We start from the raw sequence: 18,249 nt of genomic DNA on the forward strand, positions 1-18,249 counted from the left end.
CAACCTCGCCGTCAAGGGCCTGTACTGGGCCCGCCGCGACGCCGATCCGACCCGTACCCGGCTGCTCGCCAGCCCCGGGGGGGCCCCCCCCCGGGGGGGCCGGGGCCCCCCCGGGGGGGGGGGCCGGGGGGCGCGCGCCCCGCCCGCCGCCGCTAGCCCGCGGGGGGCGCGTCGGCGTCGGCGGCCGAAGCAGCCGCGGCAGGGGAAGCAGCCGCAGCAGGAGAAGCAGCAGGGGAACCGGTGTCCGCAGCGGGGGAGTCGGCGGCTGGGGCAAGGGAATCAGCGGCCGAAGCAGCAGAGTCGACGGCCGACGCATCCGCATCCGCCTCCGTCCCCGACTCCGCATCCGTCCCCGATTCCGTACGCGCCGCCCGTTCCCGTTCGTCGCGGACCCGGCCGCCCCAGCGGATCACCGGGGCCATCGCGGCGGATACGGCCACGAACAGGCCGCCCAGCAGAATCCAGCCGGGGGCGCCCCAGTAGACGACGAGGCCGGTGAGGATCAGGGGGCCGAGCATTTCGGCGACGGTGATGCCGTTGCCGAAGAACGCCTGGTACTGGCCCGTCTTGCCCTTGGGCGCCAGGCCGAAGCTGACCTCCCATTCGCCGGCGGCCTGCATCATCTCGCCGACCACCATCAGCCCGGCGGCGACCACCAGCAGGATGCCGGCCGACCAGGGGGAGTCCCAGCTTCCGGAGAACGCGAAGGCCACGCACGCACCGGCCAGCAGGAAGCTGCCGAGCAGCAGATACCGGGTCGCGCTGACCAGGTCCTTGACGCCTTCCGAGACCCGCACCTGGAACAGTGCCACCACCACCGTGTTCAGCATCAGCATCACCGACAGCAGCGAGATCGGCGCCTCGGTGTGTTTGGTGATCCACAGCGGCAGCGCGACCGCGATGAGCGGCACGTACAGCAGCAGCACCGTGTTCAGCACGCTGATCACCACGTACGGCGCGTCCCTGAAGACCGACCTGCTGGTCGACTTGCCGTGCGCGTCCTGGGTTTCGGACGCCGGCACCGGGGGCACGGCCGGCAGCCGGTACAGGATGTAAGCGGCGAGCACGAAGGCGAGCGAGTTGAGGACGAAGGCCGCGTAGTAGGCGCCGCGGGTGTCGAAGAGCAGGACCAGGCCGCCGAGCCCGGCGCCGATCGTCATCCCCGCGTTGTAGCTGGACTGCACGTACGCCCGGACCCGGGTGACCTGGTCCGCCGGCACCAGGCCGGCCAGCAGCGCCTGTTCGGCCGCCGAGCCGCCGCGCTGGCTGACCGCGTACGCGCACGAGGCGATGACGAACGGGATGAAGGAGGAGACGAAGATGAAGGAGAGCAGGGACAGCGCCGCGCAGCCGAACAGCGTGACGGAGGTGCCCCGCGGGCCCATCCGGTCGGCCACGTGGCCCAGCGGCACGCTCAGCACGAGCGCGGCCGACCAGCCGATCGTCATGCCCAGGCCCATCTGGATCGGGGAGAGGCCGACGACGCGGGTGAAGAACAGTGCCGCACAGATGTTGTAGGCCCCGTCACCCAGGCGGCACACCAGTTGCGCGAGGGCGAGGCCGCGCGGTGGGCCGGCGGGTGGGATCAGATCCTTGAACACATCGCTCCTTGAGACCTGTGAGACCGGGCTGCCCGGTGGCAGGCGGCGGACGCGTGACGGCGCGCCCGGGTACGCATCGGGGGCTGGCACGGGCCGGCGGCGCGGCCCGCCGCCCCCACGGGGCGCACCCCGCATGCCGAAGCGGCACGACGGAGCACGCTCCCGGGACTGCGGCGCGCACCCGCGCGGGCCCCGCGAACGGGAAGCAGAACGGGAAGCAGAACGGGAAAGGGAAACGGGCAGCAGAACGGGAGAAGACAGCGGAAGAGACGCAGAGAACGGGGAGAAGGCAGCTAAGGGGGAAGGGGGCCGCGGGGCCGGTGCGTCCGCGGTGCGGCGCGGGCCCGAGGCGCGGTGACTGCGCACGACGAAGGCCGGCAATCCGGCGGTCATCCCACCGGCACCGGCCACGGGTGCGACCCTCCGCGGCCCCCGCCGACTTCTTCGGCGTCTGTCTGACCCACACCGGTCAGGTAACACGGGCTCAGCGGACGGCCTCGTTACGGCCCCACTTGACGGCCACAAGATATGCGCGGGGCGCGCGGGGACACAAGGGCGACCTGGCTGGCCCAGCACGCGGCCGGGGGCAGGTGGTGACAAGTCGGGACGTGGCGGGGGCGGCGGGGCTGTTGGGGGCCGGCCGGGGAGCTGGCCGGGCGCGGCGGGGCCGGAACCAGCCGCAGCGGCCAGCCCCTGCCCCCGGTTCCGGCCCAACCTTCCTTTCGGGTCCGCCCCGGCCCGCTCCCGGCTCCGGCCTCACTTCCCTTAGTGGTCTGGCCCCGGCCCGGCTCCTGTTCCGGCCTCACTTCCCTTGCGGGTCCGGCCCCGGCCCGGCCTCCCGCCCGGTCTCGTCCCGCCGCCCGCCCCGCGCTAACCCTGCACGGTCGGCAGTGGCTCCAGCGCGATGTCCGGGCGCAGCCCGGTGAGGAGTTCGGCGATGGTCGCCGCGATGGCCTCGGTGTGGGCGGCCTCCTCGCCCGGGCAGCCGAGGACGACCAGCAGGGCTTCCCGGTCGTCGGCGACGAGTTGGCGCTCGGCCGAGTCGCAGTCGCGGCGGCCGAGCCAGGCGAACGGCTCCACGGGACCCGCCGCATCCGCCCCGGCGGCCGGCTCCGGACCGGCCGCGCCATCCGTGCCCGCCGCCCCAGCCGCACTGGCCACACCATCCGCGTCAGGCGTACCCGTCGTACCTGCCGTACCTGCCGTACCCGCCGCGCCAGCGGCCCCCGCACCCCGCGTCCCGTACACCAGGTCCCCGGACGGTACCGGCCGCGAGCGGGTGGAGAAGGCCGGGACGATGCGTTCGCCGCCCGCCGCGCGGGTCACCACCAGGTCGCGGTCCGCGTCGGCGGGCAGCAGGCGGTGCAGGCCGATGCCCGCGCCGTGGCGCAGCGTCGCCACGCTCACCGCGTCCACCACGTCGCCGTGCGAGCGCCAGCCGCGGGTGGCGAGGAGTTCCCGCAGCCGTTCGCCGGCCGGCACCACCTCCGGGTGGCCGAGGCCCGCCAGCAGCTTGCGGTAGCCGGGCGGGAGCGGGGCGGTGGCGTCGTAACCGGCCACGACCTGTTCGGCGGTCAGGCCGTCCCCGCCGAGCAGCGGGGCGGTGGCGGTCAGTCGCCAGGCGCGGGAGTGGTGCAGCCCGAGTGCGCGGGCCTCCGGCGAGACGAGCAGCCTCATGGGGTTCTCCTGGAGGGGCAGTTGGTCGGTACGAGGGCCGTACTGGCGCGGCCGGCGCGGCGTATGCACCGGTTGCCGGCCTTTGCGCACGCGACCGATCTCGCCCCGGCACATCACGAGGAGTGCGTGCGCCGGGGGCGCGGGCGGAGTGCGCACACCATGGCCGCATACATCATCGGTGTGTTTCGTCGCGGGGGGAGCATGGCATGTCCACGTACCTCGACCAACGGGAAGCGGACGTCCGTTCGTTGATCGGTGAGTGGATCAGGAGCGACGACTTCAGTTGCCTGGCGGGCAAGGCGTCGTTGCGCAGGGACTTGATCACCTACGGGGTGTTGGGAGCGCTCGGGGAGCCGGGGACGACCGCGGCCCTGCACCGCGCGCTCGCGGACTTCGTCGCGAACGGCCTGCGGCCCGATGAGGACTTCGCCACCTTCATCGCGGTCTTCGACGGCCCGGCCGGCCTGGGCGAGGAGGAGTTCGAGGCGGTGCTCTGGCGTCAACTCGCCGACCTGCACGCGCTGGACCGGCAGCGGTACGCCTGGGCGCCGGAGGCCGACCGGGACCCGGCGTCGCCGCGCTTCGCGTACAGCGTCGCCGGCCACCCGTTCTTCGTGGTGGGCCTGCACGAGGGGGCGTCGCGGATCACCCGCAGGTCCCCGTACACGGCGCTGGCTTTCAACTCGCACCAGCAGTTCGAGCGGTTGAAGTTGACCGGGGTCTACCAGGGTCTGCAACGGCGGATCAGGGAGCGGGAGGTGCGGCTCCAGAGCTCCATCAATCCCAACCTCGGTGAGTTCGGGCAGGAGTCGGAGGCGCGGCAGTACGCGGGGCGGGCGACGACGCCGGGGTGGCGTTGTCCGTTCCGGCCGGATGGTGTGGACACCTGACGTAGGGGTGTGCACGTCGCATCCGTAAGGGTCAACCCCCTGCTGTCCCGCGGTGGCCGATTGGCGGCGTTTCGAAGGGAGTGCGGGCCGCCACCGGCCGGCTCTGGCGGTTATTTCCAGCCGAATGGCAGCTAGGGGTCCCGTCCTGGCCGAAGACCGGAAATGCGCTGCCGGAGCCGGCTGGCTGGCGGGTTCTGGACCTGGTCGATCGGCTAGGGCGCGGGGGCAAGGGCGCCGAACTGGCCACCCGTACCCGGCCGGGACGCGGGCATGGACAGGGCCTGTGATCTTGGTCATAGCTGCGCCCCGTAACTCGATGGCAACCTGCGGCTACGGACATCGGCGGCGCCGGGGTGGCACCTCAGGCGCCCCGGTCGACTCCCTCCGTCGCGGCGTTCACCAGCGCGAAGGGAGAGGGGCGGGGGTTCCCGGCCCGTGGCGCAGTCCAGCGTAATCCGCCGGCGGGGGGACCGCCGCGTGATCGAACGGCACCATGCTCAGTGCACACGGCGCGGGCGGGCTACCGACCTGGCGCTTGACCGGGACATGACGAAAAACTGACCGTACGAGAGAGCGGTTCTCCGCCGGAGGGCCGCCCGTGCTCGGGGGAGTCTGATGAGCGACGACCGGCGTTTTCGCGTGGTGATCAACGACGAGGAGCAGTACTCCGTGTGGCCGCTCGGCCGTGAGGTGCCGGCCGGCTGGCGGGCCGAGGGGTTCGAGGGCGACAAGCCGCAGTGCCTGGCGCACATCGACGAGGTGTGGACCGACCTGCGTCCGGCCAGTCTGCGCCGCGCCGCGCACACCCCCTCCTGACCGGGTATCCCAGGCCCGACGCCGCGCCGCGGCGATTGGTCCGGCCGGCCCGTCGGCAGCGCGCCGAGCACCGGACCGAACCACCCAACTGGCCTGTCGTGAAAGGCAGATGAGCAACGCCATGGTGCGACACCTGATTTCCACCAAGGACCTCACCGACGCGGAGCTGCGCGCACTGGTCGAGCGCGGCGCCGAGTTCGCCGGCGGACCCGTCCGCGCCGGTGACCAACTGGCCGGCCTGGTCGCCGGCATCCACTTCCTGAAGACCTCCACCCGCACCCGTACCTCGTTCTCGGCCGCGGCGCTGCGGCTCGGCGCCCAGCTCATCTCCTTCGGCCCCGGCGACCTCCAGACCAACACCGGCGAGACCCTGGAGGACACCGCCGAGGTGTTGTCCCGGATGCTCGACCTGCTGGTCGTACGGACCGCCGGCGACCCCGCCGAACTGCGGGCCTTCGCCCGGCAGGACCGGATGGCCGTGGTCAACGCGATGACCGCGGACGAACACCCCACCCAGGCGATAGCGGACCTGACCACGCTGCTCACCCACTTCGGCAAGATCGAGGGGCTGCACGTGTGCTACGTGGGCGAGGGCAACAACAGCGCCGCCGCGCTCGCCCTCACCCTCAGCCGCTTCCCGGACGTCTACCTGGAGCTGCGCACCCCGCCCGGCTACGGCCTCGATCCGCAGGTGCTGCACCAGGCACACCGCAACGCGCAGCACAGCGGGGCCCGGGTGGAGGAGTCGCACTCCATGCAGAGCGCGCCGGTGGACGCCGACGCCATCTACACCACGCGCTGGCAGACCACCGGCACCAACAAGCCCGACCCGAACTGGCGGACGGTGTTCGCGCCGTTCCAGGTGACCGAGGCGCTGTGGGCCAAGAGCCCGGACGCGGTCTTCCTGCACGACCTGCCCGCCCACCGCGGCGAGGACGTGACCGCCGAGGTGCTCGACGGCCCGCACAGCCTGGCCTTCGACCAGTCGGAGAACAAGATGTACGCGGCGATGGCCGTCCTGGAGTGGTGCGCGGCCAGACGCTGACCACCACCGATCACCACCTGGCCGCTGGCGGCGGCGTGCGGGGTGCCCCCAGGGGTGCCCCGCCCACCGGACGGGGGACGCCCGGCGCTGACTGCTGCCCTCGGACCGGTGTTGCCGAGCTGATCACATCGAAGCGGGGAGAGCAGATTCCGGTGAATCCACTGCCCGCCACCGAGTCCCCAGCGGCTTGGGTGGCCTGGAACGACACGGCCCGTGAGGGGCTGCACGCGACGCTTCCCGAACTGGTGGAAGCCCAGACCCGCAAGACCCCCGACCACCCCGCGGTCCACTACGACCGCACGGTCCTCACCTACCGCGAACTGGGCGCCAGGGCCAACCCGTTGGCCCGACTGCTGATCGCCCGCGGCGCCGGGCCCGAGGACCTGGTGGCCGTCGCACTGCCCCGCTCCGCCGAGACGGTGGTGGCCCACCTGGCGGTGGCCAAGGCGGGCGCGGCGTACGTGCCGATCGACATCGACCACCCGCAGGCCCGCATCGCCGCCCTGCTCGCCTCGGTCGCGCCGCACACGGTGCTCACCACCGCGGCCCTCGCACCACAGTTGCCCGCCGGCACCCCGTACCTGGCGCTGGACGACCCGGCGAGCGCGGCGCTGCTCGCCGTGCAGGACGCGGCCGACCTCGCCGGCGCCGACCGGCTTGCCCCGCTGCGGCCCGAGCACGCCGCGTACGTCATCCACACCTCGGGCTCGACCGGCGCGCCCAAGGGCGTCGTGGTCACCCATGCGGGGCTGGCCAGCCTGGCCGCCGACCACATCGAGCGGTTCGGGATCGGCGCGGGCGACGGGGTGTTGCAGTTCGCCTCCTTCCACTTCGACTGCTCGGTCGGCGACCTGCTGATGGCGCTCTGCTCGGGCGCCGCGCTGATCATCCGGCCGCGGGACTGCCTGGCCGGGCACGAGGTGGCCGCCCTCATCGAGCGCACCGGCGCCACCCACGTCACCATCCCGCCGCAGGTGCTGACCGCCCTGCCGCCGGCCGACTACGGCACCCTGCGCACCATCGCCACCGCAGGCGACGTCCTCACCGCGGCGCTGGTGGACCAGTGGGCACCGGGCCGACGGATGTTCAACGCGTACGGGCCCACGGAGGCGACGGTGGACGCGGTCGCCACCGAGGTCAGCCCCGCCAGGGCCGCGAGCCCCGCCGGCACCGTCCCCGGGACCGCCGCCACCGGGATCGGCCCCGCCGGTCCCGCCGCCGCCGACCCGCCGATCGGCCGGCCCGTGGTCAACACCCAGGTGTACGTGCTCGACGCCGACCTGCACCCGGTGCCGGTGGGCGAGGAGGGTGAACTGTTCATCGCGGGCGCCGGCCTCGCCCGCGGCTACCTCAACCAGCCGGGACTGACCGCAGAACGGTTCCTGCCCTGCCCCTTCGGGCGCCCCGGCGCGCGCATGTACCGCACCGGCGACCTGGCCCGCTGGCGCGTGGACGGCGAGCTTGAGTTCCGCGGCCGGGTCGACCAGCAGGTCAAGATCCGCGGCTTCCGGATCGAGCCGGGCGAGGTGGAGGCGGCACTGGCCACCCATCCGCAGGTCGCGCACTGCGTGGCGGTCGCCCGCGAGGACCGGCCCGGCGCCAAGCGGCTGGTCGGCTACGTGGTGCCGGCCGCCGGCGCCGCCCCCGAGCCGGCCGCGCTCCGCGCGCACCTGGCCGCGCGCCTCCCCGACCACCTGGTGCCCAGCGCCGTCGTCGTCATCGACGCCTTCCCGCTCAGCCGCAACGGCAAGCTGGACCGGGCCGCGCTGCCGGCGCCCGAACTGGCCGGCACCGCCACCGCCCGCGCCCCGCGCCCCGGGCCCGAGCACCTGCTCTGCACGCTCTTCGCCGAGGTGCTCGGCGTCACCCGGGTCGGGCCCGACGACGCCTTCTTCGACCTCGGCGGGGACAGCGTGCTGGCCATCCGGCTGGCCGCCCGGGTCCGCGAGGCCGGCTGGCTGCTCGCGCCCAGGGACGTGTTCACGCTCCAGCGGGCCGCGGCCCTCGCCGACCGCCTCACCCCGGCGCCCGAGCCGGCGACGGAGCCCGCGCCCGCCGCGACGAACGCCGGCGGCCCCGGTCTGCTCACGCTCAGCCAGGAAGACATCGACGACCTCACGGGGGAGTGGGCCAATGAGTTCTGAGGGCAACGGACTGACCGGCATCTGGCCGCTCTCGCCGCTCCAGGAGGGCATGCTCTTCCTCGCGCTGTACGACGAGCAGTCCGCCGGCGCGTACATGCCGCAACTCGTCATCGAACTGGAGGCGGCTGAGGGCGGCGTGGCGGCCGACACGCTGCGGCTCGCCCTCGATGCACTGCTGGCCAGGCACGAGAACCTGCGCGCCTGCTTCCGCATCGCCAAGAAGCAGGGCACCCCCGCCCAACTCATCCCGGCCACCGTCCGGGTGCCGCTGCACGAGGTGGACCTGACCGGGTACGCCGAGGCAGACCGGGCCGCCGAACTCGACCGGGTGATGGCCGCCGACCGGGCCGTCCCCTTCGACCTCGGCAAGCCGCCGCTGCTGCGCGCCACCCTCATCCGGCACGCCGCCACCCGCTGGCGGCTGGTCCTCACCCACCACCACATCCTGCTCGACGGCTGGTCGGTGCCGCCGCTGGTGGACGAGTTGCTGACGCTCTACCGACAGCGCGGCCAGCACACCGGGCTGCCGCAGGTCGTCTCGTACCAGCGCTATCTGGAGTGGCTGGCCGGGCAGGACCGGACGGCCGCCCGCACCGCCTGGCGCACGGCGCTCGCCGATCTCGACGGGCCCACCCTGGTCGCCCCGGACACGGCACAGCGCCCCGGTCCGCAGGACCCACAGGGCCTACAGGACGCACAGGACGCACAAGGCCCAGCCTCCGCCGTACGCGGCGCCGGGCAGCCCGCCGGGGACACCGCCGGACAGCGGGACAGCCAGACCGCCAGCCAAACCGCCAGCCGGCCCGCCGCCCAGGCCCCGCCGCAGCCCCGCACCGTCGAGGCCAGGAGCGACGCCGCGCCCACCGCGGCGCTGGCCGGCCGCGCCCGCGCCGCCCTGCTGACCCTGAACACCGTCGTACAGGGCGCCTGGGCGCTCGCCATCGCCCGGCTGACCGGCCGCGACGACGTCGTCTTCGGCGTCACCGCATCGCCCCGGCCGGCCGAGATACCGGGCGTCGACCAGATCGTCGGGCTGCTCATCAACACCCTCCCGGCCCGGCTGCGGATCACCCGCACCGCCCCGCTCGCCACCTTGCTGCGCACCCTCCAGGACGAGCAGGCCGCGCTGCTGCCGCACCACGGCATCGGCCTCACCGAGATCCAGCAACTCGCCGGCCAGGGCAGCCTGTTCGACACCCTGATGGTGTTCCAGAACTACCCGGAGCGGCCCGCGACGGACGGCCCGGGACCGCGCCTTGTGGAGGCGTACGACATCGACGCCACCCACTACCCGCTCGGCCTGACCGTGCTGCCCGGCGCCGAGTTGGTGCTGCGTGTGGACCACCAGGTGGGCGCGCTCGACGCGGCCACCGCCGACCGGCTCACCGACTGGCTGGTCCGGCTGCTCCGGGCGTTCGCCGCCGACCCCGAGCAGCCGCTGAACGCCGTCGACCTGCTGGGCCCGGCCGAGCGCGACCGGCTGCTCGTGCAGTGGAACGACACCGCCCACCCGGTGCCGCCGCTGACCCTGGTCGACCTGTTCGAGGCGCAGGCGGCGCGCACCCCGGACGCGGTCGCCACCGCCTTCCGCGGCCACGCCCTGACCTTCGCCGAACTCAACGCGCAGGCCAACCGGCTGGCCCGGGTGCTGGTCGAGCGCGGCGCCGGGCCCGAACGCCTGGTCGGCCTCAGCCTGCGACACTGCGCCGAGCTGATGCCCGCGGTGCTCGCCATCCAGAAGACCGGCGCCGCCTACGTGCCCGTCGACCCGGAGTACCCGGCCAGCCGCATCGCCCACCTGGTCGGCGACGCCGCACCGGTCCTGGTGGTCACCACCGCCGCCGACGCGGCCGTACTGCCCGCCGGCACGCCCACCTTCCTGCTGGACGCCCCAAAGCTGCCGGCCGACCTCGCCGGGCGCGCCGACACCGACCTCACCGACGCCGACCGGAGTGCGCCGCTGACCCCGGCGAACGCCGCGTACGTCATCTACACCTCGGGCTCGACCGGCACCCCCAAGGGCGTGGTCATCGAGCACCGCAACGCCGTCAACCTGTTCCACAACCACCGCAGCGAGTTCTTCCGGCCCGCCGCCCGCCGGGCCGGTGCCGAGCGGCTGCGGCTCGCGCTGGCCGCCTCGATCTCCTTCGACGCCTCCGTCGCCGGCATGCTGTGGATGCTGGACGGGCACGAGGTGCACCTGGTGGACGAGGAGAGCCGGTACGACCCGGCCGCCTTCGTCCGCTTCACCCGCGCAGCGCGCATGGACATCGTGGACGTCACGCCCTCCTTCGCCGAACAGTTGGTGCTCGCCGGCCTGTTCACCGGCCGCCACCCGGCGGTCCTGGTGATGGGCGGCGAGGCCGTCGGTGAACGCCTCCTCGCCGACCTGGAGGCGGTGCCGGGGCTTGAGGTCTACAACTGCTACGGCCCCACCGAATGCACCGCGGACGCCACCAGCCCGCAGCGGCTGCGCGGCTCCACCGGCATCGACATCGGCCGCCCGGTGTGGAACGGCCGCGTCTACGTACTGGACGAGGACCTGGCGCCCACCCCGGTCGGCGTCGTCGGCGAGCTGTACGTGGCGGGCGCCGGCGTCTCCCGCGGCTACCTGCGCCGCCCGGGCCTGACCGCCGACCGCTACCTGCCCTGCCCGTACGGCACCGGCGAGCGCATGTACCGCACCGGCGACCTGGTGCGCTGGCTGCCCGGCGGGACCCTGGAGTACGTGGGCCGGGCCGACGAACAGGTCAAGATCCGCGGCTTCCGGGTCGAACTCGGCGAGATCGAGACCGTGCTGCTGCACCACCCGCAGGTCGCCCAGGCGGCCGTGGTCGCGCGCGACGGCGCCAGCGGCGGCGGCAGGCAACTGGTGGCCTACGTCGTACCACCGGACGGCGCGCCCCGGGGCCCCCCCCCCGGCCCCCGCCCGGCCCCCCCCCCCCCCCCCCCCCGCCCCCCCGGCGCCTTCCCCGCCGAACTGCGCCGCTTCGCCGCAAGCCGGCTGCCCGACTACATGGTGCCGGCGGCCGTCGTGGTCATCGCCGCGCTGCCGCTGTCGCCCAACGGCAAGCTGGACCGCCGTCGGCTGCCGGCGCCCGAACTCGCCGGCCGGGCCGACAGCCGCCCGCCGCGCACCGCGCTGGAGGAGGCGCTGTGCGGCCTGTTCGCCGAGACCCTGGGCGGCGACCGGATCGGCATCGACGACAGCTTCTTCGACCTGGGCGGCAACTCGCTGCTCGCGATGCGCCTGACCTCCCGGGTGCGGACCGTGCTCGATGCCGAACTGCCGGTACGGGCCGTCTTCGACGCCCCCACGGTGGCCGGCCTCGCCGACCGGCTCGACGCGGCGACGGGTGCCACAACGGGCACCGCCAGCGCCCCCGCCCTGCGGCCGAGGCCGCGCGGCGCCAGCGCCCCCGCCTCCTTCGGTCAGCGCCGGCTGTGGCTCCTGGACACCCTGGACCCCGAGCGCTCCCCGTACAAGATCCCGCTGGCCGTCCGGCTCGAAGGCGCGCTGGACCGGGCCGCGCTCGGGCGGGCGCTGGCCGACGTGGTGGGCCGGCACGAGGTGCTGCGCACCGTCTACCCCGAGCGCGACGGCGAACCGCACCAGGTGGTGCTGACCGCCGGCGCCGCGGCCCCCGAACTGGCCGCGCGGCAGGCCACCGCGGACGGGCTGCCCGCCGCGCTGGTCGCCGAGACGCTGCGCCCCTTCGACCTGCGCACCGAACCGCCGCTGCGGGCCACCCTGTTCGACCTCGGCGACCAGGTGCAGGTGCTGCTGCTCGTGGTGCACCACATCGCGGCCGACGGCTGGTCGATGGGCCCGCTCGGCCGCGACCTGTCCCTGGCGTACGCGGCCCGCCGCGCCGGCCGGGAGCCGGGTTGGCAGCCGCTGCCCGTCCAGTACGCCGACTACGCCGCCTGGCAGCAGGAGCGGCTCGGCGCGGCCGACGACCCGGGCAGCCCGCTCGCCACCCAGCTCGCCCACTGGCGCGCCGCGCTCGCCGGGCTGCCGGCCGAACTGCCGCTGCCCACCGACCGGCCGCGGCCCGCCACCAGCGACAACGCCGGCGGGGTCGAGCCGTTCACCATCGAAGCGGAACTCCACACGGCCCTCACCCGCCTCGCCGCGGACCGGCAGGCCAGCCTGTTCATGGTGGTCCAGGCGGCGCTCGCGGCGCTGCTGCACCGGCTGGGCGCCGGCACCGACATCCCCATCGGCACCCCCGTCGCCGGCCGCCTTGACGCGGCCCTGGACGACCTCGTCGGCTTCTTCGTCAACTCGCTGGTGCTGCGCACCGACGTCTCCGGCGACCCGACCTTCGAGCAACTCCTGGCCCGGGTGCGGCAGGTCGACCTGGCCGCCTACGCGCACCAGGACGTGCCCTTCGAGCGGCTGGTGGAGGAGTTGGCCCCGGCCCGGGTGCCCGGCCGCAACCCGCTCTTCCAGATCGAACTGGGCGTACTGGAGGACACCGGCGACGCCGTGCACCTCCCCGGGCTGACCGCCACCACGCTGCCGGTCGGCGCCGCCACCGTCCCCTTCGACCTCTCCTTCGAACTCACCGCACGCCACACCGACACGGGCCCGGCCGGCATCAGCGGCCGGCTCGACTACAGCACCGAACTCTTCGCCCCGGACACCGCGCGCGCCCTGGTCGAACGGCTGCTGCTGGTGCTGCGCCAGGTGGCGGCCGAGCCGGCGACCGCCGTCGGCGAACTCGATGTGCTCGGTGCCGCCGAACGGCAGCGGCTGCTGGTCGACTTCAACCGCAGCCGGCGGCCCACCGACCTGACGGACCTGGTCGCCCGCGTCCAGCGGCACGCCGCGGCCACGCCCCGCGCCACCGCCCTGGTGGACGACCACGGCCCGGTCGACTACGCGACGCTGGCCGGCCGGGCCTCCGCGCTCGCCCGCCGGCTCACCGCGGCCGGCGCGGGCCGCGGCGCCGTGGTCGCGGTCTGCGCCCGCCGCTCGGCCGCCGTGCCCACCGCGCTGCTCGGCATCCTCGGCGCCGGCGCCGCGTACCTGCCGATCGACCCCACCGGGCCCGCCGCCCGCAACGCCGACATGCTGGCCCGCAGCGGCGCGACCATCGTGCTCGCAGAACCCGAATTCGCTTGTGTGGCACGAGAGTTGGGGGAGGTGGCCGGTGGTGTCGGGGTGCTCGAAATCGACGCGGCGTGCGATGCGCCGACCGAGCTGGCCGCGCCCGTCGGCACCCCGGACGACCTGGCGTACCTGCTCTTCACCTCCGGCACCACCGGCCGCCCCAAGGGCGCGATGGTGCACCGCCGCGGCATGCACAACCACCTGCTGGCCAAGGTCGAGGACCTGGACCTGACCGCCGCCGACAGCGTCCTCCAGAACGCGCCGCTCAGCTTCGACATCTCGGTCTGGCAGATGCTCGCCGCCCTCGTCGTCGGCGGCTGCCCCCGCATCGCCGCCGACGACCTGGTCGCCGACCCGGACCGGCTCTTCGGACAGGTCGCGGCGGAGCGGACCACCGGCGTCGAGGTGGTGCCCTCGCTGCTGCGCACCGCCCTGGACGGCTGGGACACCACCGGCGAGGGCGTGCCGCTGCCACACCTGCGCTGGCTGATGGTGACCGGCGAGGCGCTGCCGGCCGACCTGTGCGCGCGCTGGTTCGCCCGCTACCCGCACATTCCGCTGGTCAACGCGTACGGCCCCACCGAGTGCTCGGACGACGTCACACACGCCTGGCTGAGCGCCGACGCACCACCGGCCGCCGGCCAGCGGGTGCCCATCGGCCGCGTCATCCGCAACACCGAGCTGTACGTGCTCGACCCGCTGCTGCGCCCGGTGCCGCTCGGCGCGGTCGGCGAGCTGTACGTGGGCGGCGACGGCGTCGGCCACGGCTACGTCGGCGACCCCGCCAAGACCGCCGACGCCTTCCTCCCCGACCCGTTCTCCGGCCGCCCCGGCGCCCGCCTCTACCGCACCGGCGACCAGGCCCGCTACCGCACGGACGGCCAGTTGGAGTTCCTCGGCCGCAACGACCACCAGGTCAAGATCCGCGGCCAGCGCATCGAACTGGCCGAGGTGGAGGCCGCGTTGCGCGGCGTCACCGGCGTACGGGACGCGGTCGTCACCGTCCGCACCGACCCGGCCGGGCACGACCGGCTCATCGGCTACTACGCGGGCGAGGCCGCACCCGAAGAGGTGCGCGCCGGCGTCACCGGGCTGCTCACCGCCGCCATGCTGCCCGCGCTGCTGGTCCCGCTGCCGGCGCTGCCGCTCAGCGACAACGGCAAGGTCGACCGGGGGCGACTGCCCGCACCCGACCTGCCGGCCCCGGGCGCCGGCCGGGCCCCGGCGGACGCCCGCGAACGCGCCCTGTGCGCGATCTTCGCCGAGGTCCTCGGGGTGCCCGAAGTCGGCGTGGACGACGACTTCTTCGACCTCGGCGGCCACTCGCTGCTCGCCACCCGACTGGCCACCCGGGTCAGGGCGGGGCTCGGCGTGCGGCTGCCGGTGCGGCTGCTGTTCGAGGCGCCCACGGTCGCAGGTCTCGCCGCCGCCCTCGGCAGCGAGGACCGCACGGCCGGCCTGCACGTCCTGCTCCCACTGCGCCGCACCGGCACCCGCCCGCCGCTCTTCTGCCTGCACCCGGCCAGCGGCCTGGCCTGGCCGTACGCCCGACTCGTCGGCCTGCTGGACGCCGACCGCCCGCTGTACGGCATCCAGGCCCGCCGCCTGACCGAGCCGGCCGCGGCCCCCGGCACGCTCGCCGAGATGGCCACCGACTACGCCGACCAGATCCGCACCGTCCAACCCACCGGCCCCTACCACCTCCTCGGCTGGTCCTTCGGCGGCCGGATCGCGCACGAGGTGGCGGTGCGGCTGCGGGCGGGCGGGGATGAAGTGGCGCTGCTCGCGGTGCTGGACGCGGAGCCGCAGGTGCTGGAGCCGGGAGCGGCCGGGGCGGTCGGGGCGGCTGGGGCGGTCGGCGCGGCTGGTGCTTCGGGAGGGCCCGGGGCACCTGAGATGCCCGGCGCGCCCAGCACGTCCGACGCACCCCACGCATCAGAAGAGGCCGACCAAGCCGACGAAGCCGAGTTCGTCGCGCACCTCATCCACGAGGCCGGGCTCGACCGGGCCGCCTGGGGCGACCGGCCGCTCACGCTCGACGCGTTGCGCGCGGCGGTGGGCGACGGCGCTCCGGACGCGCTGGCCGTGCTCGCGCCGCTCGCCGGGCTTGAGGAGGAGGCGCTGCGGGCGGTGTACGCGACCTTCCGCAACGAGGCCGGCATCGGCGATCAGCCGCCCGAGCGGCCCTTCGACGGCGACCTGTTGTTCTTCACCGCCGGTCGGGACCTGCCACCGGGTTCCTCGCTCGCGGCCCTCTGGAGGCCGTATGTGACCGGCCGGGTCCATGACCACTTCGTGGACTGCCACCACCTGGAGATGACAGCTTCCGGGCCGCTTGCCGAGATCGCGGCCGTCGTCGAGAAGCACCTCACTACCGTGGGGAGAGCCGCGACCGGGCGCCCGTAACCGCCTCCGAGACCCGCCGTTCCGACCACGAAAGCGCGCACCACCGGACGCGGGGGGGGGGGGGGGGGGGGGCGGGCGCCCCGCCCCCCCCGCCCCCCCCCCCCCCCCCCCCCCCCCCCCCCCCCCCCCCCGGGCCGGGGGGCGCGGGCGGGGGGGGGGCGGCCCCCGCCCCGGCCGCGCCCAGCCGCACGCGTCCCGCACGCCCAACAACCCGAAGCTGTCAGGTGTGGACTGGTGCGGGCCCGCGACGATCTCGCCGGCCCGGAAGAAGGACTATCGACATGATCTTCGAAAGAGCCTCCGACGTCGTCACCGATGACGTGTTCCTCCGGCTGACCGGCTTCCTCGCCAGCGGCGAGGTGTTCCTGAAGCTGGAAGGTCTCAACCCCGCGGGGTCGGTCAAGCTCAAGACCGCCGTCGCCCTGATCGAGTCACTGGAGCGGACGGGTGCGCTGCGCCCGGGCTCCCGCGTCATCGAGTCCTCGTCGGGCAACCTCGGCGTCGCCCTCTCGGTGGCCTGCGCGGCCCGCGGCTACGCGCTGACCGTCGTCACCGACCCCAACGCGGCCCGGCACTCGATCCGCGTCATGGAGAGCCTGGGCACCGACGTGATCGTGGTCAGCGCTCGCGACGCGCAGGGCGGCTATCTGCACACCCGCATCAACTACATCCACCAACGGCTCGCGGACGACCCGCAGTTGGTGTGGCTGAACCAGTACGCCAACCCGGCCGGCGTCGGCGCCCACCGGGACCGCACCGCAGCCGCCGTGCACGCGGGCCTCGGCGCGGTGGACGCGCTGTTCGTCGGCTGCGGCACCACCGGCACCCTGATGGGCTGCGTCGAGTACTTCGGCCGGCACAGCCCCACCACCCGGGTGATCGCCGTCGACTCGGTCGGCTCGGTCACCTTCGGCGCCCCCGCATCGCCCCGCTTCATCCCGGGCCTCGGCGCCAGCCGGCGGCCCGAAATCTTCGCCGACGACGGCACGTTCGAGAAGGTGCTGGTCCCGGAGGCGGACACGGTGGCCATGTGCCGCCGGGTGGCCGGCGCGTACGGGCTGCTGGTCGGCGGCTCCACCGGCACCGTACTGGCGGCCGTGCAGCAACTGGCCGCCACGCTGCCCGATGGCGCCCGAGTGGCCGCAATCTCCCCTGACATGGGTGACAAATACATTGACACTGTCTACTCCGACACCTGGGTCACCGAGCGCTACACCGACGTCCCCGAGCTAGCGGGCCTCGGACACGGCGCCACCCCGTGACCCGGGGTGCGCACCGCCGAGCGAGCCAACTCGTCCACCACCACCAGCAGAAGGAAGAACCCATGTCCCACTTCTTCGTCGTCCCCGGCGCGGCCGTCTCCTCCGTCCTGGCCGGCGCCCACCAGGACGTGCTGCGCATCGTCGCGGACACCTACGTCGCCCACGAGCAGGGGCTCTCGGTCAACCCCGACAGCTACTTCCTGCGCTTCCCGGACAAGCCCAACGCCCGGGTCATCGCCCTGCCCTCGTACCTGGGCGGCGACGTGGACACCATAGGCATGAAGTGGATCGCCAGCTTCCCCGACAACATCAAGGAGGGGCTGCCCCGCGCGTCGGCGACGCTGCTGCTCAACGACTACGCCACCGGCTACCCGCTGGCCTGCCTGGAAGCCGCCGGCATCAGCGCCGTGCGCACCGCCGCATCGGCCGCGGTCGCCGCCTCCCGCCTGGTCACCGCCGACGAGCCGGTGCGGCTGGCGGTCGTCGGCGCCGGCGTCATCGCCCGCACCATCGTCGACTACCTGCACGCGGCCGGGGTCAAGGTCGCCGACGTGCTGGTGCACGACCTCGATCCGGCCAGCGCCGGCCACCTCGGCGAGCACGCCGCCGCCCGGTTCGACGTGCCCGTCGCCCTCGGCACCCTGGACGACGCGCTCGCCCGCGACCTGGTGGTCTTCGCCACCACCGCCGCCACCCCGTACGTCGGCGCGGAGACCGAACTGCGCGCCGGACAGGTGCTGTTGAACATCTCGCTGCGCGACCTCGCCCCCGAACTGCTGCTGCGCAGCAACAACGTGGTGGACGACGTCGACCACTGCCTCAAGGCGCAGACATCGCCGCACCTGGCCGAACAGCTCACCGGCGGGCGGGACTTCATCACCGGCACGCTCGGCGCACACATCCGCGGCGAAGTCACCCTGGACCCGGCGAAGCCGACCGTCTTCTCCCCGTTCGGCCTCGGCATCCTGGACCTCGCAGTGGGCCACCACGTCCTGCACGAGGCCAGGCGGCAGGGCAGCGCCGTCGAGATCCCGGACTTCATCGGGGAAACCAAGCGCTGGTAACGCACCACCGGCAGGAGGCACAGGGGTGACGACCTCTTCGCGCAACATCGATGTGACGGCCCCCGGGCCGGGCGCAGCGGCGGGCTCCCTCGCCGCCCGTCCGGCCCCCTCCGCCCCCCCCCCCCCCCCCCCCGGGGGGGGGGCCCCCCCCCCCCCCGCCGGGGGGGGGGCCCGGGGCGGCCCCCCGGGGGGCGCGGCCCCCCCGGGGCCCCGCGGGCGGGGGGG

11 protein-coding genes are annotated in these 18,249 nt (G+C 74.5%); 8 read left to right on the plus strand and 3 right to left on the minus strand.

From position 1 onward, the window contains the following. Positions 1-152: 152 nt before the first annotated feature. A complete protein-coding gene (locus AAHZ94_RS10910) occupies positions 153-1,601 on the minus strand; it encodes an MFS transporter (protein WP_349992552.1) in 1,449 nt (482 codons plus the stop codon). 870 nt (positions 1,602-2,471) lie between these two features. Then, positions 2,472-3,278, minus strand: a complete 807-nt coding sequence (locus AAHZ94_RS10915) for a hypothetical protein (RefSeq protein ID WP_349992553.1) — start codon at positions 3,276-3,278, stop codon at positions 2,472-2,474. A gap of 206 nt (positions 3,279-3,484) precedes the next feature. Here AAHZ94_RS10915 and gntA point away from each other — a divergent pair, with 206 nt between their 5' ends. The 5 genes from gntA (at position 3,485) to AAHZ94_RS10940 (ending at position 15,698) form a co-directional block, all read left to right on the plus strand. Then, the gene (gntA, locus tag AAHZ94_RS10920; protein WP_349992555.1) at positions 3,485-4,168 is read left to right on the plus strand and encodes a guanitoxin biosynthesis heme-dependent pre-guanitoxin N-hydroxylase GntA; all 684 of its coding nucleotides are present in this window, start codon (positions 3,485-3,487) and stop codon (positions 4,166-4,168) included. Between the two features lie 615 nt (positions 4,169-4,783). Beyond that, positions 4,784-4,984 carry an MbtH family protein gene (locus AAHZ94_RS10925; RefSeq protein WP_349992556.1) on the plus strand — a complete coding sequence of 67 codons (201 nt, stop codon included), beginning with the start codon at positions 4,784-4,786 and terminating at the stop codon, positions 4,982-4,984. 109 nt (positions 4,985-5,093) lie between these two features. After that, the gene (locus AAHZ94_RS10930; protein WP_349992558.1) at positions 5,094-6,029 is read left to right on the plus strand and encodes an ornithine carbamoyltransferase; all 936 of its coding nucleotides are present in this window, start codon (positions 5,094-5,096) and stop codon (positions 6,027-6,029) included. A gap of 152 nt (positions 6,030-6,181) precedes the next feature. Beyond that, positions 6,182-8,173 (plus strand): non-ribosomal peptide synthetase, encoded by a 1,992-nt coding sequence (locus AAHZ94_RS10935; RefSeq protein ID WP_349992560.1) that lies wholly within the window; start codon positions 6,182-6,184, stop codon positions 8,171-8,173. Then, entirely contained in the window at positions 8,163-15,698 is a 7,536-nt protein-coding gene (locus AAHZ94_RS10940) for a non-ribosomal peptide synthetase (RefSeq protein ID WP_349992562.1), read from the plus strand. Before AAHZ94_RS10935 ends, AAHZ94_RS10940 begins: the two co-directional genes overlap by 11 nt. On the opposite strand, the gene AAHZ94_RS10945 is transcribed toward AAHZ94_RS10940, so the two are convergent. Continuing rightward, positions 15,664-15,888, minus strand: coding sequence for a hypothetical protein (locus AAHZ94_RS10945; protein ID WP_349992563.1), 225 nt, complete (start codon positions 15,886-15,888; stop codon positions 15,664-15,666). The two genes, AAHZ94_RS10940 and AAHZ94_RS10945, sit on opposite strands and share 35 nt — an antisense overlap. A gap of 91 nt (positions 15,889-15,979) precedes the next feature. Between AAHZ94_RS10945 and sbnA the strand changes: the two genes are divergently transcribed. The 3 genes from sbnA to AAHZ94_RS10960 all read left to right on the plus strand — a co-directional run. Then, positions 15,980-16,960, plus strand: a complete 981-nt coding sequence (gene sbnA / locus AAHZ94_RS10950; protein WP_349992565.1) for a 2,3-diaminopropionate biosynthesis protein SbnA — start codon at positions 15,980-15,982, stop codon at positions 16,958-16,960. A gap of 62 nt (positions 16,961-17,022) precedes the next feature. Continuing rightward, entirely contained in the window at positions 17,023-18,024 is a 1,002-nt protein-coding gene (sbnB, locus tag AAHZ94_RS10955) for a 2,3-diaminopropionate biosynthesis protein SbnB (RefSeq protein WP_349992567.1), read from the plus strand. A gap of 25 nt (positions 18,025-18,049) precedes the next feature. Continuing rightward, positions 18,050-18,249: hypothetical protein (locus tag AAHZ94_RS10960; protein ID WP_349992568.1), on the plus strand; the 200-nt coding region annotated here is incomplete at its 3' end.

Origin of the sequence: Streptomyces sp. HSW2009 (assembly GCF_040240285.1) — a bacterium.
Classification (GTDB): Bacteria; Actinomycetota; Actinomycetes; order Streptomycetales; family Streptomycetaceae; genus Streptomyces.